We start from the raw sequence: 16,527 nt of genomic DNA, 5'->3' as shown, positions 1-16,527 counted from the left end.
GTATGTTAATAAATGAATTGTTAGGAATCAAATATCCGATTTTCCAGGGAGCGATGGCAAATATCGCGACGCCGGAATTTGCGGCAGCCGTATCCAACTGCGGCGCACTTGGCATTATCGCAACTGGCGCCATGGATGAGCACCAGACACGGGAGGCAATCCGTACCTGTAAGCAGTTAACGGATAAGCCGTTCGGCGTCAATGTCATGCTGATGAATCCGCATACGCAGGCCATCATGCAGGTGATCTGCGAGGAGCAGGTTGCGGTGGTTACCACAGGTGCCGGCAATCCGGGACCGTATATTCCGGCTTTAAAGGAAAGCGGCTGTAAGGTGATTCCGGTTGTGGCAAGTGTGGCACTGGCACGCCGCCTGGAAAAGTCCGGAGTGGATGCCGTCATTGCCGAGGGTGGAGAATCCGGCGGTCATGTGGGAGAAACAACGACCATGTCACTGGTACCGCAGGTTGTGGATGCTGTGTCCATTCCGGTTCTGGCAGCCGGAGGAATCGCAAGCGGCCGGCAGCTGAATGCAGCACTGTGTCTGGGCGCTGTAGGTGTGCAGGTCGGTACCTGTCTGCTGCTTGCAGAGGAATGTCCGATCCATGAAAATTATAAAAGGGCTGTTATGAAGGCGAAGGATATGGATTCTGTTGTCACCGGCAGAAGTACGGGAACACCGGTTCGTATTCTGAAAAATCAGATGGCACTGCAATATCTGAAGCTGGAACAAAGCGGAGCTGATAAGGAAGAAATGGAAAAGCTGACACTGGGCGGTCTGCGAAGAGCCGTTCATGAAGGTGATATGAGTCATGGCTCTGTTATGATGGGGCAGGTTGCCGGTATGTGTAAGGATATCCGTCCGTTACAGGAAATTCTCGACTCTTTGATTCACGAAAGTGAAGAAGAGGCGGTAACGCTGCAGCAGGCGGTAAAGGAACTGTGCTATGAGTAAACGCATTCCCATTGGTTCAAAGTATCTGGAAAAGCCGATTATTCAGGGCGGCATGGGAGTTGGTGTTTCGCTGGGAAATCTTGCCGGTGCTGTCATGAAGGAAGGCGGCATGGGTGTGATTTCTGCGGCACATCCGGGATATCGCAAAGAAAATTTCTGGAAGGACCCCCTTGCCTGCAACATTGAAGCAGTATATGAGGAAGCAGCCAAAGCCAGAGCAATCAGCGGGGGCAGAGGTCTTTTGGGTGTCAATGTGATGGTCGCATCCCATCATTATGAGGACTATGTGAAGGCTGCCATTGGGGCAGGCGTGGATGTTATCATTTCCGGTGCAGGTATGCCGATGAATTTGCCGTCTGTGGAAGGCAGCGATCAGGTGGCTCTGGCACCGATTGTATCCAGTGGTCGTGCCGCGCGTCTGATTTTGAAAAGCTGGGATCGTCATTATCATCGCTGTCCGGATTTCATCGTTGTGGAGGGAAGTCTGGCGGGCGGACATCTGGGCTTTAAGAAGGAAGAGCTGCTGTCCGGCAAAGTGAAGGAGCTTTCCGAGCTGGTCTGTGAGGTACTGCAGGAAATACAGGCATATGAGGAACTATACCAGACAAGCATTCCGGTATTTGCGGCGGGTGGTGTGTATACCCGTGAGGATATTGCGGCATTGCTGAATATCGGTGCAAGCGGTGTCCAGATGGCAACCCGTTTTATCGCAACGACGGAATGCGATGCGGATCTGGCATTCAAGCAGAAAATCGTAAACGCCAGGAAAGAGGATATTACGCTGGTGGCGAGTCCGGCAGGACTTCCGGGCCGTGCTGTGATGACAGCGTTCATGCGCAATGCGTTAAAGGGCAGAATTGCCCCAAAGCACTGCATCGGCTGCATGAAGCCGTGTGTTCCTGCCTCCACACCGTATTGTATCAGTGATGCACTCGTGCATTCGGTAGAGGGCGATGTGGAAAACGGTCTGGTATTCGCAGGAGCCAATGCATGGCGTGTTACGGACATCGTGAGTGTGCATGATCTCATGGCGGAGCTGTGTGCATAATGTATCAGCTTACGTAAATGCAGGAGCTTAAAAACGTAAAGTATCAGTTACAATAAGTAGGAACTGCGCAGGATGCGCGGGGAAATGGAGTCAGGCATGAAAACAGCATTTCTGTTTTCCGGTCAGGGAGCACAGTATCCCGGCATGGGAAAGGATTTATATGAAAACTACGACAGTGCAAAGGCGGTCTTCGACAGCATAGCAACGGATTTTGATGTGAAAACGCTTTGCTTTGAAGGACCAAAGGAGCAGCTGGATGATACACAATATGCACAGGTGGCAATTTTTGCCCACGCAATGGCGGCAGCGGCTGTATTACAAGAAAACGGCATACATGCAGATGTGACTGCCGGACTGAGTCTAGGAGAATACAGTGCTCTGTGCTATGCGGACTGCTTTTCAGTACAGGCAGGCGCAGAAATTTTGCGGGAACGCGGAAAGCTGATGGCCAATGCACTTCCATCAGGAACGAGTGCGATGGCTGCGGTATTGATGCTGGATAAAGAAGCGATTTTGAACGCCTGTGAAGCGGTACAGGAAATCGGTGTATGTGAAATCGCCAATTACAACTGTCCGGGACAGATCGTCATCACAGGTGAAAAAGCAGCGGTTGAGGCATGTGGAAAAAAATGTCTGGAGGCAGGCGCACGAAGAGTGATCCCCTTACAGGTTTCCGGTGCCTTTCATTCCTCCTTATTGCAGGAGGCCGGAAAACAGCTGCATCAGGTGCTGTCCGCTTATGAGCTGAAGACACCGCGCATCCCGGTATTGCATAATCTTACCGCGCGTATTGCGGACCGTCCACTCATCGATTTGTTAAGTGAACAGATTTCACACAGCGTACTGCTGGAGGATACCATAAGGAATATGCTGGCAGACGGTGTCGATACCTTTATCGAGGTAGGTCCCGGCAAGGCGGTCAGCGGCTTTGTAAAGAAATGTGCAAAGGGCATGGATGTGAACATACTGCATGTGGAAGATGCGGCAAGTCTTGCGGAAACGCTGGATTATATGAAAGGATAAGGCTATGGAAAGAAAAACTGCATTTATCAGCGGGGCATCCCGCGGAATCGGGGAAGCCATTGCGATTACCCTGTCAAAGGAATACAACGTGATCATCAATTATGCACACAGTGAAGAGGGAGCCCGTGCGGTTCTGGCACAGTGTGATCCTGAAGGTCATCACAAAATGATACAGTGCGATATCTCCAATGGAGAGCAGGTAAAGGCCATGCTGGAGGAAATCGTAAAGGAATATGGGCATCTGGATGTCGTGGTAAACAATGCCGGTATTACAAAGGATAATCTGCTGCTGCGTATGAGCGATGCGGATTTTGATGATGTTATCCGCGTCAATCTGAAGGGAACCTACAACTGTATCCGTCATGTCGCAAGGATCATGATGAAACAGAAATCCGGAGCAATTGTCAATATGGCAAGTGTTGTCGGATTATGCGGAAACATGGGGCAGGCCAATTATGCAGCGAGTAAGGGCGGCGTGATTGCATTGACGAAAAGCTGTGCTAAGGAGCTTGCGTCAAGAGGTATCCGTGTGAATGCCGTTGCACCGGGCTTTATCGCTACTGCGATGACGGACAAGCTGGCAGACAGTGTTAAGGAAAGTGCGCTTGCCTCCATACCGATGAAAAAATTCGGAGCAGTTCAGGATGTTGCCAACGTGGTGAAGTTTCTGTGCAGTGAGGACAGTACCTATATCACAGGGCAGGTTATTGCCGTAGACGGCGGGATGGTGATGTAAATGAAGAGAAGAGTTGTCATAACAGGGATGGGCGTTGTATCCCCGATTGGAAATGATGTGGAGCAGGTCTGGGACAGTGTTCAGCACTCCCGCTGCGGTATTGATAGGATTACGCATTTTGATGCGGGTGACTTCCGTGCCAAGCTGGCCGGTGAAGTCAGAAATCTGGATATGGAGCAGTATTTCACAAAGCGTGATCTGAAATTCAATGACCGCTTTACACAATTTACACGAATAGCCGCAAAGCAGGCATATGAAAACAGCGGTCTGCAGGATACGGAATTCAACCGCGATCGCTTCGGAGTGATCATCGGTTCGGGAATCGGTGGTATTTCCACAATTGAGGGCGCGTCCCAGACGATTGAAAGCCGTGGACCAAGCCGTATCTCTCCGTATTTCATTCCCATGTCCCTGATCAATCTGGCAGCGGGAAGTGCTGCCATTGATATGGATGCACACGGCAATGTATCCAGTGTGGTGACTGCCTGTGCGGCGGCAACCAACGCCATTGGAGAAGCCTTCCACCGCATTCGTGACGGCTATGAGGATGTGATGGCTGCGGGGGGAAGTGAAGCGGCAGTAACACCGGTGGCAATGGCAGGATTTGCGAGTATGCGGGCACTGCATGAGGGAGAGGATCCCAATCGTGCTTCTATTCCCTTCGACGCGGAACGCAAGGGCTTCGTTATGGGAGAGGGAGCCGGTGTGTTGATTCTGGAGGAGCTGAAGCATGCGCTTGCCAGAAATGCGGAAATCTATGGGGAGGTCATCGGGTATGGCAGCACCTGTGATGCCAATCATATTACGGCACCGCTTGCGGATGGAGCACAGGCGGCCCGTGCCATGACCATGGCAATCGAGGATGGAGCTATTACAGCTGCGGATGTTGATTATATCAATGCGCATGGAACCAGCACGCCGCTCAATGATGCCAGTGAAACGCTGGCTGTGAAAAAGGCGTTTGGCGCTGCAGCGATGAAGCCGTATGTATCCAGTACGAAATCCATGTCCGGACACCTGCTTGGTGCCAGCGGGGCACTGGAAGCGATCATTTCGACACTGGCAGTGAAGAACGGCTTTGTGCCGGCAACGATCAACTATCGTCATGCGGATCCTGCCTGTGATCTGAACCTTGTGGTCAATGAGGGGAAGCAGGCGGATATCCGTATCGCCATGTCCAATTCTCTGGGCTTCGGCGGACATAATGCGAGCATCCTTATTCGCAGATGGGAGAAGTAAGCATGATCTATAACAGTGATGATATTCAGAAAATCATACCGCACCGCTATCCGTTTCTGCTGGTGGACCGCATTGAGAGCATCGAGGGAAACAAGGTTGTGGGAATCAAATGCATCAGTGCCAATGAGATGCAGTTTCTCGGACATTTTCCGCAGAAGGCAATTATGCCGGGTGTCCTGCAGCTGGAGGCGCTGGCGCAGACCGTGGCAGTTATGCTGCTGAGCAAGGAAGAAAACAAAGGGAAAATCGGATTGTTTGCCGGTATCAACAAGGCGCGCTTCAAGCGTCAGGTGATTCCCGGGGATGTGTTGAAGCTGGAGGCAGAGGTTACCAGAGAACGTATGGGTATCGCCTTCGTGAATGCCGTTGCCAGCGTGGATGGTGAGGTTGCACTGACTGCGGAAATGATGTTTGCGGTGGAAGATCCGAAAAAATAAAGAACCGTGTGCGCAGCACGCCTTTCCAGCTCAACAACTGCTGCGCACAACGGGTGGAAATATATCGCTTTCCGCCCGTATATAATAAGGAAAAGAGGTAGGGCTATGCTGCTTGGAGTAGGCTGTGATATTGTGGAAATCGCAAGAATAAAACGTGCTATGGAAAAGGAATCGTTTCTGCGTGTGCTGAGTGAACAGGAGCGAAAGCTGTTTGACCGCATTCCAAAAGAACGCCGTGCGGAATGGCTGGCAGGACGCTTTGCGGCTAAGGAGGCGGTTATCAAAGCGGTGCATAAGGAGAAATCCTATGTCCTTTCCGCTGTTGAAATTCTTGCGGATGCCGCTGGTGCTCCCACATGCTATATCGCAGGTCTTCAGGTAGAGGTATCCATATCTCATGAAAAAGAATATGCCATTGCCTATGCAGCGGCGATGAAGGAGTAGGTGTTTATGTATATATTGCGAAGTCTGTATCTTCTCTGGCTCATTCCAAGAAGCTGGATCGATGCTGTCCTTGTACGGAAAAAACCGTTTGCACAGCGGTATGCATGTATGAAGAAATGGTCGGAAAGGCTGTTGTCGCATTATCGTGTGACACTGGATGTACAATTTCAGGAACAGCTGCCCAAGGATCAACCGATTTTGTTTGTATGCAATCACCAGAGCGAATTCGATATGCTGCTACAGATGGCTGTCCTTGATCTGCCGTTTACCTTTATCTCCAAAAAGGAAAATGAAAAGGTGCCGTATGTGGCTGCGTGGTCAAAGACACTGGAGGTCATACTATTTGACAGAGAGGATCGCGGCAGTGCCATTCATATGCTGCGGGAGGCCGCAAGACGGCTCAAGGCGAAGGATAATCTGCTGATTTTCCCGGAGGGAACCAGAAGCAAGGGCGGTGTAATGCATCCCATGCAGGCTGGCTCCATGCAGCCGGCGTTTATGGCAAAGGCTTGCATTGTTCCTATTGTATTAAAAAATTCCTACGACTATATGGATGTGATGAAGCACAAGGGAACGTTTCATATTCATATCCTAAAGCCGCTGTATTATGAAGATTACAAGCCTTTAAAGGCGGAGGGTGTAACTGTACAACTGCAGGAGGAAATGCAGCGGGTACTGGATGAAGCATAAAGAGAGATAACGGCTGATTCATGCGGCCGTTATTTTTCTTCTATAATCCTATTGGAAGTGACATTTTAAATCCACAAAATAAAGCGTGACAAGCATTGTTTAGATATGCATCAATATCCGAGATAGATCATTCTATTTTTTAGAAAAATGTGTTTTTATTGATATGTTTTTATGAGAAAAATGTGCAATGCTGAAATATATGTTATGATAAATACAAAGGTATGCATGCAGAATTACCATACGATATGCGGTTTATAACCACCGGATTCTCAGGAGGAGCACACATGATAAAAAACAGATATATCAGTAATGTTAAAATGGCAACACCGCCTGCTGCGGACTCCTATCTTGCAAGTTTGCCGGCCGTTCGCTGTCTGAGCAGTATGGGTCAGCTGTCCTTTGATGCACCGGTCACCTTCTTTGTCGGAGAAAACGGTACTGGAAAATCCACTCTTTTGGAAGCAATCGCTGTCTCCTACGGCTTTAACCCGGAAGGAGGCACCAGAAATTTCAACTTTTCAACACAGGATTCCCACTCTTCTTTATATGAACATATTCAGCTGGGGAGAGGCGACTATCCAAAAGACGGTTATTTCTTACGCGCAGAGAGCTTTTACAATCTCGCCTCCAATATCGACGAGCTTGATCAATATCCGGATCGTTCCCGCCATATCATCGACAGCTATGGCGGAGTATCCCTGCACCGGCAGTCTCACGGGGAAAGCTTCCTCTCTCTGATTCACAATCGTTTTGGCGGCAATGGGCTGTATCTGCTCGATGAGCCGGAGGCGGCGCTGTCTCCCTCCCGCATTCTCACGCTGATTGCAGAGGTGCATGAACTGGTTCAACAGAACTCTCAGTTTCTCATAGCCACCCATTCTCCCATGCTTATGGCCTATCCCTATGCAAAGCTTCTGGAATTCTCAGAAGCAGGCATTCAGGAGGTTTCTTATAAGGATACCGAGCACTACCAGCTGACAAGAAGATTTCTTGAACAGCCCGAACGCTATCTTAGCTATCTGCTGGAGGAATGAAGTGAAAAGCGGCAGGAGCTGCCTCCCATAAGCAGGGCCTGCTTCCTCTGTTTCTACCAATTGACATTTTGATCGATATGCCACGGTCAAAATGTCTTTTTTTACACCTTTTTCATCATTTCCATACACAATGTTTACAACCGCTTAACAAACCTCTCTTGGCTACAAGGTAAGCTATACTCGTAACAAGGAGGAGCTTATGAAACGTAAAGAAAGAACCCGGATTCTGGTACACTGTTCAAATGAATTCCTCACACAGTGGGCGCAATATTTTGAACAGCAGACGCAGTTTCATGTCATTGAGGAACCGAAAAATGCTTTGACAATGCTTCGTATGAGAGAAAGCGCACAGCATTCCCTCTTTTATCTGGGAGAGGTGCTGGTCAGCGAAACCAGAGTAAAGTGCAGGGATACAATCGGCATTGGACTGATACAGGGAAATGAGCTGGAGAAATCCTATGCTCTGGCAGTGATCGACGCTGCCTGCAATGCAGCGCTTGACGGTGTGGATCAGCTGGAAAAGGCTCTGACTCAGGAGAAACAGAAGCAGGATGCTGCACATGCACGACATGTGGCAGGTATATTGAAAACACGCGTGAACTTTGAAACGATGGATGTGTAAGGAGAACAACATGAACTTTGATATGGTATTTGATATACAGCATGCCTACCGTCAGGTAGTTCATGCCTTCGCCTATCCCGGTGAAATAGTAAGTCTGAAGCAGGAGGCGGACAGGTTGGAGGCTGAGCTGCCATGCCGGGCTGCTACCGGTGTACTGCTGTATATGCTGCTGGATGCGGATACCAGCTTTCATGCTGTGGAGGAGGAACAGCTGACAGACAGCATCGCCAGACTGACCTACTGTCAAAGCTGTTCGCTGGAAACCGCAGCACATGTCATTGTGACAGGGAAGCATAGGGACAGACTGTGTGAAATCATGCAGAAGGTTCAGACAGGCACGCTGGAGGATCCGCATCTGGGAGCGACGCTACTTGTGGAATGTGATTCTCTGCAGGAGGGAGACGAGCTGATATTACGAGGTCCCGGCATACCGCACGCACATACGATTGCTTCCCCGCTAAACAGTGACTGGGTGGAGGTCCGCGCTCTTGTGAATGAGGAATTTCCTCTGGGCTTCGATATGCTTTTGATCGATGCGGATGCGAACTGTATGGCGCTGCCGAGAACAACACAGGTGGAAAGGGGATAGGACAATGGCATATGTAGCGGTAAAGGGCGGCGAACAGGCAATTGAGGAAAGCCTGCGCCGATTAAAATATGAACGTGTCAAAAAGGGCGCCGGTGCCGGCGTTGACCAGATTGAACAGGGCATGCGGCTTTTGGTGGATCAGGTGATGAGTGAAGGCAGTCTGTACGCCCCCTCCCTCGCCGCACTGGCAATCAAGCAGGGAGAGGGCAGTATGGAGGAGGCGGTATTTCTGCTGCGAAGCTATCGCTCCACACTGCCGCGCAGGTACTACTCCCATATTATTGACAGTCGGGAAATGGAGGTCGAACGCAGAATATCCGCAGCCTTTAAGGATATCCCGCAGGGACAGCTTCTGGGTACGAGCTATGATTACGTACACCGCCTGCTTGACTTTGATCTGTTGCAGGAGCGTGAGGAGGAGCTGAAGCAGTATGTGGAGGCGTTTCTGAGTGAGGAATGCACCAAAGAGAAAACAGATCTGCGCCTTCCAAGGGTCAGCGACTATCTGCGCAGGGAAGGGCTGCTGCCACCGGTGGAAAATGATAACCGTGCTCCGAAGGATGCCACAAAGCAGATGCTCAGCTTTCCCACGCAGCGCAGTGAGCGTCTGCAGATTCTAAGCAGAGGGATGACGCAGGCGGTAACCGCACTGGGCTATGCTTCCCTGCGCGGCTATGGTGTTGTGCATCCGACAGTGGGGGAGCTGCGTGTGGGGCAGCTGCCAATCAGTGTTCCGGATCCCCTGCAGCCAGAGCGTGAGGAGGATTCCTATTATATCGGAGAAATCAAGGTGACAGAGGTAGAGAGTCTGATCCCGGTTACCATAACCGATCCAAATGGGGAAAAGGAGCTGGAATTTAAGGTTGGCTATGGCATCACCATGGGGCAGAACGAAACCAAGGCAATCGCCATGAGTATTCTGGATACATGTCTGGAAAGCGAGGATAAAGGCTTTGCGGTCAATGACGAGGAATTTGTGCTCTACCATATTGATGCGGTGGAGGCAACCGGCTTTATATCGCACTTAAAGCTTCCCCACTATGTCACATTTCAATCGAAATTAAACAGCATGAGAAAAACAAAGAAGGAACAGGCCGATGATGAAAAAGAAATATAATTTTGCCTTCTTCGATGAAGGCAGCAAGCGGGAAATCCGCAGAGCCTCACTGAAGGCCATCTGTATACCCGGATATCAGGTGCCCTTTGCGTCCCGGGAGCTGCCGATCGCCAGAGGCTGGGGAACCGGCGGGCTTCAGCTGAGTCTTTCGCTGGTCGGTCCAAGGGATATTGTTAAGGTGATTGATCAGGGCAGTGATGAAAGCGTCAATGCCATCAGTATCAAAAATCTGATCAGGGCCACCACGGGAGTAGAGCTGACCACGCATACGGCTCTTGCCACCCTCATACAGTCGCGTCACCGTATACCGGAGGTACCTCTAAAAAAAGACCAGATTCTGATTTTACAGGTACCGACACCGGAACCGCTGCGGGAATACGAGCCAAGCGAGCGTGCAACCAGACGACTGCATGCCGAAAAGGAATATACCGGGGCCTGGCTGCTGCTTTTTGAACAGATTATGAAATATGGAAGAGTAACCATGGGGGCCGATCATCCGGTACTCGTAAACGACCGCTATGTGACAGCTCCCTCTCCCATCCCCCGCTTTGACAATCCGAAAATGATGAGAAGCGAGGCGCTGATTCTTCTGGGAGCCGGACGGGAAAAGAAAATCTATGCGATTCCACCCTATACGAAGGTCGTATCGCTGGACTTTGATGATCATCCCTTCGAGACCGAGGATTTTCAGGGGAAATGCTGCCGGCTGTGCGGGGCATCTCATGTCTATCTGGATGAAATCATCGATGAAACAAATGGCAGGGTCAGCTATCAGTGCAATGATACCAGCCAGTGTCTGGAACGCCTGAATGCGAAAGGAAGGGAAGCATAATGGACTACAACGATGTACCGCTGATGCGTGTATCACATCTCAACAAACGCTTTGGTGAGGGCTGTCCCCATTGCCGCAGCCATTCGGTAAAGCTGCAGGGAAACTATTGCCCGAAATGCGGAACCGTATATGCCTGCCGGGATATCAGCTTTGATGTATATGACGGGGAGATTCTTGGCGTGGTGGGAGAAAGCGGCAGCGGCAAGTCCACCATGATGCAGTGCCTGTACTTTGATCAGGAGGTGACAGGGGGCAGCTGTACAATCCGTACCTATAAAAACGGAGCTGCCAACATCTTTGAGCTGACTGCCCAGCAGCAGCGCTATATCCGCAATCACGTACTCGGCATGGTATATCAAAATCCCTATCTCGGATTGAAAATGAATTTTTCCAGCATGGGAAACATCGCTGAAAAGCTGATCGCGGCAGGAAAGCGCAATGTAAAGGCTATGAGTGAACGCGGTGAGGAGCTGCTAAACGCTGTGAAAATTCCGGTGCACCGCATGAAGGAGGAGCCGAGGAAATTTTCCGGCGGCATGCAGCAGCGTGTTCAGATTGCCAAGGCTCTCAGCAACAATCCGCCGATTCTTCTGCTGGACGAGGTCACAACCGGACTGGATCTATCAGTGCAGGCAAATGTATTAGACCTGATTAAGAAAATACAGCGGGAGCTGGGGGTATCCATGCTTGTGGTATCGCATGATCTGGGGGTGATTCGCATGCTGGCGGATCGAACGATTGTTATGCTGGATGGGGAAATCATTGAACAGGGACTGACCGATCAGGTCATGGAGGATCCGCAGCACCCTTATACCCAGCAGCTTGTATATTCATTATTATAAGGAGAACATCATGATTGCAATCATAAATGGAAACATCGTACAGGAGCATGGTATATTAAAGGATCACGCTCTGCTGATTGAACAGGAGCGTATCTATGATATCGTTCCACAAGCAAAGCTTGCCTCTATGCGCATTGATGAGGTGTACAACGCCTATGGGGGATACATCACACCGGGCTTCATCGATATGCATTCGGATCATATCGAGGCCATGGCGGCACCGCGCCCCAGCAGCATCATGGATATGGAGCTGGCTGTATATGAATTCGAAAAGGAATGCTGTACCCATGGCATCACCACCATGTTTCACTCCGTCAGTATCTGGGAGGGAGTTGGAGCTTCCCCCATGCGACGTCCCGAGCTCGTCAGGCAGCTGGCGGATATCATAGAAAAAAGCCACACGCAGCTGCATCTGATTCATCACCGCTTTCACATGCGCTTTGAAATCGACAATCAGAAGCAGTTTCCACTGATGCTGGACTATCTGCGTCAAAAGCGTGTTCACCTCATTTCCTTCATGGATCATACACCGGGACAGGGGCAGTACCGCAACATTGAGGTATACAAAAGCTATGTCCGCAATGCCCGAAGCATGAGTGAGGAGGAGGTTGCGGAAGAGGTGGCGCGCCGCATGAACAGCGACAAGCTGACACTGGAGAATATGCAAACGGCTGCCAGACTGGCAAAGGCGCAGGACATCTCGATCGCCTCGCATGATGATGATACGATTGAAAAGCTGGATGTGGTGCAGAAGTTCGGGGCAACCATATCGGAATTTCCAATCACGCTGGAGGTAGCCAGGGAAGCAAAGAAACGCGGTATGTACACGGTTGTCGGCGCACCGAATATTCTGCTGGGCGGCAGTCATTCCGGCAATATGAATGCGGCAGACGCTATCGCACAGGATGCAGCGGATATCTTATGCAGTGATTATTATCCGGCAAGCCTTCTGCATGCGGTATTTCAGATGACTAAGAAGGGCCAGCGTCTGGAGGAGATGGTGAATAAGGTGACCATACACCCTGCACGGGCTACCGGCATTGATCGGGACTACGGTTCCATTGAAAAAGGTAAAAAGGCCGACCTGCTGATTATCCGTATCCTGCCCAACGAGCTGCCGGCAATCACCGAGGTATTTGTGGACGGTATGTGCATCGCACAGAACCATTACCGGGTATAGCCATGCTGAGCAGAGAAGTGACCATCGAACAGGATGTAGAGCTTAACCAGGTAAGCTTTTCTATATATAATAAGGTAGGCGCACACAGTGTCATTGAAAACAGCTCCTTTGGCAGGTATTCCTATTGCGAGCCGTATGCGATGATACAAAACACGATCATTCACAGCTTTGTGGATATCGCAAGAAATGTCCGCATCGGAGCAACCCAGCATCCCCTGCAACGCCCTACGACTCATCATATCACCTACCGGCGCAGAATGTACGGTGTCCGGGATACGGATGATGAAGCCTTTTTCGAGCAGCGCAGAAGCAAGCTGACAGAAATCGGACATGATGTATGGATCGGGCATGGCGCCTTGATCGAGGCAGGCGTGAAGGTCGGTGATGGAGCTGTAATTGGCAGTGGTGCCATTGTGACACACGATGTTCCACCCTATGCAATCGTTGCAGGGGTCCCCGCAAAAATTCTTCGTTTTCGCTTTGACTGCGAGCAGATTGCCGCCCTTTTGGATATCGCCTGGTGGAACTGGGAGGATGCAGTATTCCGCAGCCGAATTGATGATTTTTCATTGGACATTGACATATTTATCCGTAAATACAGGAAAGGGTGAACCATATGCAGCAACAGGATTTACTGGTTATCGAGAATCTGGAAAAAAGCTTTACCATGCATGTCAGCAGGCGTGAAATCCATGCCTGCAGGGGAATCAGTCTGCATCTTGCGAAGGGGGAATTTATCGGAATCACAGGGAAGAGCGGCAGTGGGAAATCGACGATCTTAAAGGGGATTTACCGAACCAATCTGCCGCAGAAGGGAAGGATATTGTATGACAGTGAAAAATTCGGGATGCTAGATCTCTGTCAGGCAAGTGAGCGGCAGATGATTTATCTACGCAAACAGGAAATCGGCTATGTTTCCCAGTTTCTGCGCATTATGCCGCGAACGACTGCACGGCAGATTATTGAACAGGCGGTTTTGGAAATGGGGGCGGATGAAGATACCGCCCGTCGCAGGGCACAGCATATGCTGGAGCATTTCGAGCTGGAGCCGGCCCTTTGGGATATGTATCCCAATACCTTTTCCGGAGGAGAAAAGCTGCGGTTGAACATTGCGGCTGCCATGGTAAAGAAGCCGCGTTTACTGCTGCTGGATGAGCCGACCGCCAGTCTGGATCATACCAGCAAGCAGAAGGTCCGTGATCTGATTGAGCAGCTGAAGCTGGAGGGAACGACCATGCTCGGTATCTTTCATGATCTGGAATTCATGGAGGGGCTGTGTGATCGGGAGTACAATATGCAAAAGGGAATGATGGCATGAACCGTATCGATCTTCACATACACAGCGTTTGCAGTGACTCTTCACTGACGGTGGCACAGATTCTCAGCCTTGCTAAAGAAAGCCGGATGCAGATGATATCCATAACGGATCATGATACCTTTGCGGCATACCGGCACATCCCGTACGATATGCTGCCCTGTACGCTCATCAAGGGGATCGAGATCAGTGCCTTTGATGAGGTTGCACAACGGCAGGTGCATATTCTCGGCTATGGCTTCGGAGAAGACACCCCGCATGTGGATGCCCTGTGTGAAGCGATCCTGCGTCAGAGAAGAGCGATTTCCCTATGGCAGGTGCAGCAGCTGATTGATCACGGCTATCAGATTAGCCTGAAGGAAGTGGAATGCATGGCACAGCAATCCACAGCTATCTACAAGCAGCACATCATGGACGTTATGATACGACACGGCTACAGTGATACCATATATTCCGATGTCTATCGAAAGCTGTTCAAAAACAACGGAATCTGTGTATGTCCTGCCTCCTTTGTTTCAGTAGAAGCGGCGATACGGGCCATTCATAAGGATCAGGGAATCGCCGTGCTTGCACATCCCTATACCTCACGCGTCACAGGATCGATCCCCGAATATGTCCGGATCGGACTGGATGGTATTGAAACCTGGCACAGCTCACACGGACAAAAGCAGGTGGATGACTTGCATGCCATCGCAAAAAGGTATAAGCTGATAGAAACAGGGGGCAGCGATACCCATGGACGCTATGGCGAGGAACCGGTGCTTGGGCAGGTGAACCCCTTTATGAAGGATGAGGATGTGAGTGTATGCAGCAGGATGTAATAGAATTTGCGATAGAGCTGGTAAGAGATTGCGGGGCACAGCTGCGCCGCGTATCCGAAGTGACACCGGAATATAAAACGGATTTTCAGGATCTGGTAACGGAATACGACCGCAGCATAGAGGAACAGATTCGCTATGCACTTAAAGTAAAATTTCCAACACACAGCTTTCTGGGAGAGGAAAGTGTCAGGGAACGCGGAGATCATCTATGGATTTTGGATCCGATCGACGGAACAACGAATTTTGTAAGCCGGCACCGGGATTTCGCAATATCGCTGGCCTATTATCATAAGCAGCAGCCCGTCTTCGGCATCGTATATGATGTCATGCGGGATGAGCTGTTCCTGGGAGTTCATGGCAAAGGCGCATGGAAAAACGGGGAGAGGATGGCACAGCTGCGCAAAAAAGAAGCGAGGGAGTGTATTCTGGATGCCGGCCTGCACGTTCTGGGTTATATAAAAAGAACCTATGGTAGTGATCCGTTAACCATGCAGGATGAATTCCGTGCCCATCGCTATCTGGGCTGTGCATCCCTGAGTATCGTACAGATTGCACAAGGATTGAGTGATCTGTATCTGTCTGCCCATGTGAAATGCTGGGACTATGCGGCTGCGGCAATCATACTGGAGGAGGTGCAGGGAGCCTACAGCATTCAGAATACCTTCTTTACAACCACAGGCACATTTGCAATGTTCGCAAACCGAAGATCACTGATCACCATGGTGGAAAAGGAATATTTGTAATATGTATTAGAAAAAGGCCGGTGATATTGATTCAGCATAGAATAAGAAAAGAAAAAATCTGTATCAGACAATTGATCAGAATCGAGTTTTGCGGATTTTCTTTTTTATAAATGCTATTCTTCATGTAACATTCAAGTTTATAGTAAGCAGGCTGTTTTTCTTCCTGCTTTTTTTTACGGAAGCACACAATAGAGAAAAAGCGTGATTTATGATATAGCCCAGGGAATCTGTTATGCAGGCATACCTTGAATCAGCCGGTGAACTATACGATAAGCGTTTGGTTTGATCGCCAGCCTTTAAACCTTTCTCAACAAAGCCGGAAATAGCAGATTGCTTCAGCGTATATAAAAAACAAGAAGTGAACGATACTTCCTGTTTTCTTATGATTGTGTCAGATATAGCGTTGAATATACCATAGATGATTTCAATATCAAATGGATACATAGAACGTATTATCTTAAATTACATTGTTTTATAGAAAAATGGTATATAAAAATGCGTATTTCTGCCGGGAATATAGCAAAAGATGTGTAAATAGTAAAAAGCGGGTAAGAATGTAGATACGAAACATACTTACAGGAGGAAAAATACTATGAACACATCTTTTATTTCGACAAAGCAGATCAAGGACCTTGTGAATGAACAAAAGTTTACATCAACACAGGACATTATGGAGTGCATGAAAGGCATGTTTGCAGATGTTTTAGAACAGACCTTACAGGCTGAAATGGATCAGCATTTAGGCTATGATCGCGCTGAAAGAACATCTTGTGAAGGGAAGAAAAACTATCGCAATGGCACTGTGAAACGCACAATGAAAACACAATTAGGTGAAGTAGATGTAAACGTACCACGTGATCGT

21 protein-coding genes are annotated in these 16,527 nt (G+C 49.6%); 20 read left to right on the top strand and 1 reads right to left on the bottom strand.

Translation table 11 applies throughout. The features are described from left to right. Window positions 1-2: 2 nt before the first annotated feature. The 19 genes from KSZ58_RS13125 to KSZ58_RS13035 all read left to right on the top strand — a co-directional run bounded on the left by KSZ58_RS13125 (window position 3) and on the right by KSZ58_RS13035 (window position 15,665). On the top strand, window positions 3-953 hold the full coding sequence (locus KSZ58_RS13125) for a nitronate monooxygenase (protein WP_008817872.1): 951 nt from the start codon (window positions 3-5) through the stop codon (window positions 951-953). After that, window positions 946-2,001 (top strand): nitronate monooxygenase family protein, encoded by a 1,056-nt coding sequence (locus tag KSZ58_RS13120; RefSeq protein ID WP_008817871.1) that lies wholly within the window; start codon window positions 946-948, stop codon window positions 1,999-2,001. Before KSZ58_RS13125 ends, KSZ58_RS13120 begins: the two co-directional genes overlap by 8 nt. A gap of 72 nt (window positions 2,002-2,073) precedes the next feature. Then, window positions 2,074-3,024 (top strand): ACP S-malonyltransferase, encoded by a 951-nt coding sequence (fabD, locus tag KSZ58_RS13115; RefSeq protein ID WP_009270832.1) that lies wholly within the window; start codon window positions 2,074-2,076, stop codon window positions 3,022-3,024. Between the two features lie 4 nt (window positions 3,025-3,028). Beyond that, window positions 3,029-3,760 carry a 3-oxoacyl-[acyl-carrier-protein] reductase gene (gene fabG / locus KSZ58_RS13110; RefSeq protein ID WP_008817869.1) on the top strand — a complete coding sequence of 244 codons (732 nt, stop codon included), beginning with the start codon at window positions 3,029-3,031 and terminating at the stop codon, window positions 3,758-3,760. Further along, window positions 3,761-4,999, top strand: coding sequence for a beta-ketoacyl-ACP synthase II (gene fabF, locus KSZ58_RS13105; protein WP_008817868.1), 1,239 nt, complete (start codon window positions 3,761-3,763; stop codon window positions 4,997-4,999). A gap of 2 nt (window positions 5,000-5,001) precedes the next feature. Beyond that, complete coding sequence (gene fabZ, locus KSZ58_RS13100; protein WP_002609699.1) at window positions 5,002-5,436, top strand: 3-hydroxyacyl-ACP dehydratase FabZ; 435 nt, start codon at window positions 5,002-5,004, stop codon at window positions 5,434-5,436. Window positions 5,437-5,541: 105 nt separating this feature from the next. Continuing rightward, window positions 5,542-5,880: a holo-ACP synthase gene (acpS, locus tag KSZ58_RS13095; RefSeq protein WP_008817867.1), complete on the top strand. Its 339-nt coding sequence runs from the start codon at window positions 5,542-5,544 to the stop codon at window positions 5,878-5,880. 6 nt (window positions 5,881-5,886) lie between these two features. Next, on the top strand, window positions 5,887-6,570 hold the full coding sequence (locus KSZ58_RS13090) for a 1-acyl-sn-glycerol-3-phosphate acyltransferase (RefSeq protein WP_008817866.1): 684 nt from the start codon (window positions 5,887-5,889) through the stop codon (window positions 6,568-6,570). 284 nt (window positions 6,571-6,854) lie between these two features. Continuing rightward, on the top strand, window positions 6,855-7,604 hold the full coding sequence (locus KSZ58_RS13085) for an AAA family ATPase (protein ID WP_009270831.1): 750 nt from the start codon (window positions 6,855-6,857) through the stop codon (window positions 7,602-7,604). Between the two features lie 199 nt (window positions 7,605-7,803). Beyond that, window positions 7,804-8,226, top strand: a complete 423-nt coding sequence (gene phnG / locus KSZ58_RS13080; RefSeq protein WP_009270830.1) for a phosphonate C-P lyase system protein PhnG — start codon at window positions 7,804-7,806, stop codon at window positions 8,224-8,226. A gap of 10 nt (window positions 8,227-8,236) precedes the next feature. Continuing rightward, window positions 8,237-8,815, top strand: coding sequence for a phosphonate C-P lyase system protein PhnH (phnH, locus tag KSZ58_RS13075; RefSeq protein ID WP_009270829.1), 579 nt, complete (start codon window positions 8,237-8,239; stop codon window positions 8,813-8,815). 4 nt (window positions 8,816-8,819) lie between these two features. Then, window positions 8,820-9,932, top strand: coding sequence for a carbon-phosphorus lyase complex subunit PhnI (locus tag KSZ58_RS13070; RefSeq protein WP_008817862.1), 1,113 nt, complete (start codon window positions 8,820-8,822; stop codon window positions 9,930-9,932). Continuing rightward, complete coding sequence (locus KSZ58_RS13065; protein ID WP_008817861.1) at window positions 9,913-10,764, top strand: alpha-D-ribose 1-methylphosphonate 5-phosphate C-P-lyase PhnJ; 852 nt, start codon at window positions 9,913-9,915, stop codon at window positions 10,762-10,764. Before KSZ58_RS13070 ends, KSZ58_RS13065 begins: the two co-directional genes overlap by 20 nt. Beyond that, window positions 10,764-11,606, top strand: a complete 843-nt coding sequence (locus KSZ58_RS13060; protein ID WP_008728556.1) for an ATP-binding cassette domain-containing protein — start codon at window positions 10,764-10,766, stop codon at window positions 11,604-11,606. Before KSZ58_RS13065 ends, KSZ58_RS13060 begins: the two co-directional genes overlap by 1 nt. A gap of 10 nt (window positions 11,607-11,616) precedes the next feature. Then, the gene (gene phnM / locus KSZ58_RS13055; RefSeq protein ID WP_008817860.1) at window positions 11,617-12,786 is read left to right on the top strand and encodes a phosphonate metabolism protein PhnM; all 1,170 of its coding nucleotides are present in this window, start codon (window positions 11,617-11,619) and stop codon (window positions 12,784-12,786) included. Window positions 12,787-12,788: 2 nt separating this feature from the next. Further along, window positions 12,789-13,397, top strand: coding sequence for a chloramphenicol acetyltransferase (locus KSZ58_RS13050; RefSeq protein ID WP_009588595.1), 609 nt, complete (start codon window positions 12,789-12,791; stop codon window positions 13,395-13,397). A 5-nt stretch (window positions 13,398-13,402) separates the two neighbouring features. Then, on the top strand, window positions 13,403-14,104 hold the full coding sequence (locus KSZ58_RS13045; protein ID WP_002609724.1) for a phosphonate C-P lyase system protein PhnL: 702 nt from the start codon (window positions 13,403-13,405) through the stop codon (window positions 14,102-14,104). After that, the gene (locus tag KSZ58_RS13040; protein ID WP_008817858.1) at window positions 14,101-14,922 is read left to right on the top strand and encodes a PHP domain-containing protein; all 822 of its coding nucleotides are present in this window, start codon (window positions 14,101-14,103) and stop codon (window positions 14,920-14,922) included. Before KSZ58_RS13045 ends, KSZ58_RS13040 begins: the two co-directional genes overlap by 4 nt. Beyond that, window positions 14,907-15,665 (top strand): inositol monophosphatase family protein, encoded by a 759-nt coding sequence (locus KSZ58_RS13035; protein ID WP_008817857.1) that lies wholly within the window; start codon window positions 14,907-14,909, stop codon window positions 15,663-15,665. Before KSZ58_RS13040 ends, KSZ58_RS13035 begins: the two co-directional genes overlap by 16 nt. A 120-nt stretch (window positions 15,666-15,785) precedes the next feature. Here the strand turns inward: KSZ58_RS13035 and KSZ58_RS13030 are convergent, their stop codons facing one another. Continuing rightward, window positions 15,786-16,109 (bottom strand): hypothetical protein, encoded by a 324-nt coding sequence (locus KSZ58_RS13030; protein ID WP_044947913.1) that lies wholly within the window; start codon window positions 16,107-16,109, stop codon window positions 15,786-15,788. 148 nt (window positions 16,110-16,257) lie between these two features. On the opposite strand from KSZ58_RS13030, the gene KSZ58_RS13025 reads away from it, so the two are divergent. Next, window positions 16,258-16,527: transposase (locus KSZ58_RS13025; protein WP_217752778.1), on the top strand; the 270-nt coding region annotated here is incomplete at its 3' end.

The sequence above is a fragment of the Erysipelatoclostridium sp. DFI.2.3 genome (assembly GCF_019132535.1).
Lineage (GTDB): Bacteria > Bacillota_I > Bacilli_A > Erysipelotrichales > Erysipelotrichaceae > Clostridium_AQ > Clostridium_AQ innocuum.
Note: the sequence above shows the minus strand (reverse complement) of the source record. Positions and strands in the feature narration are given on the sequence as shown.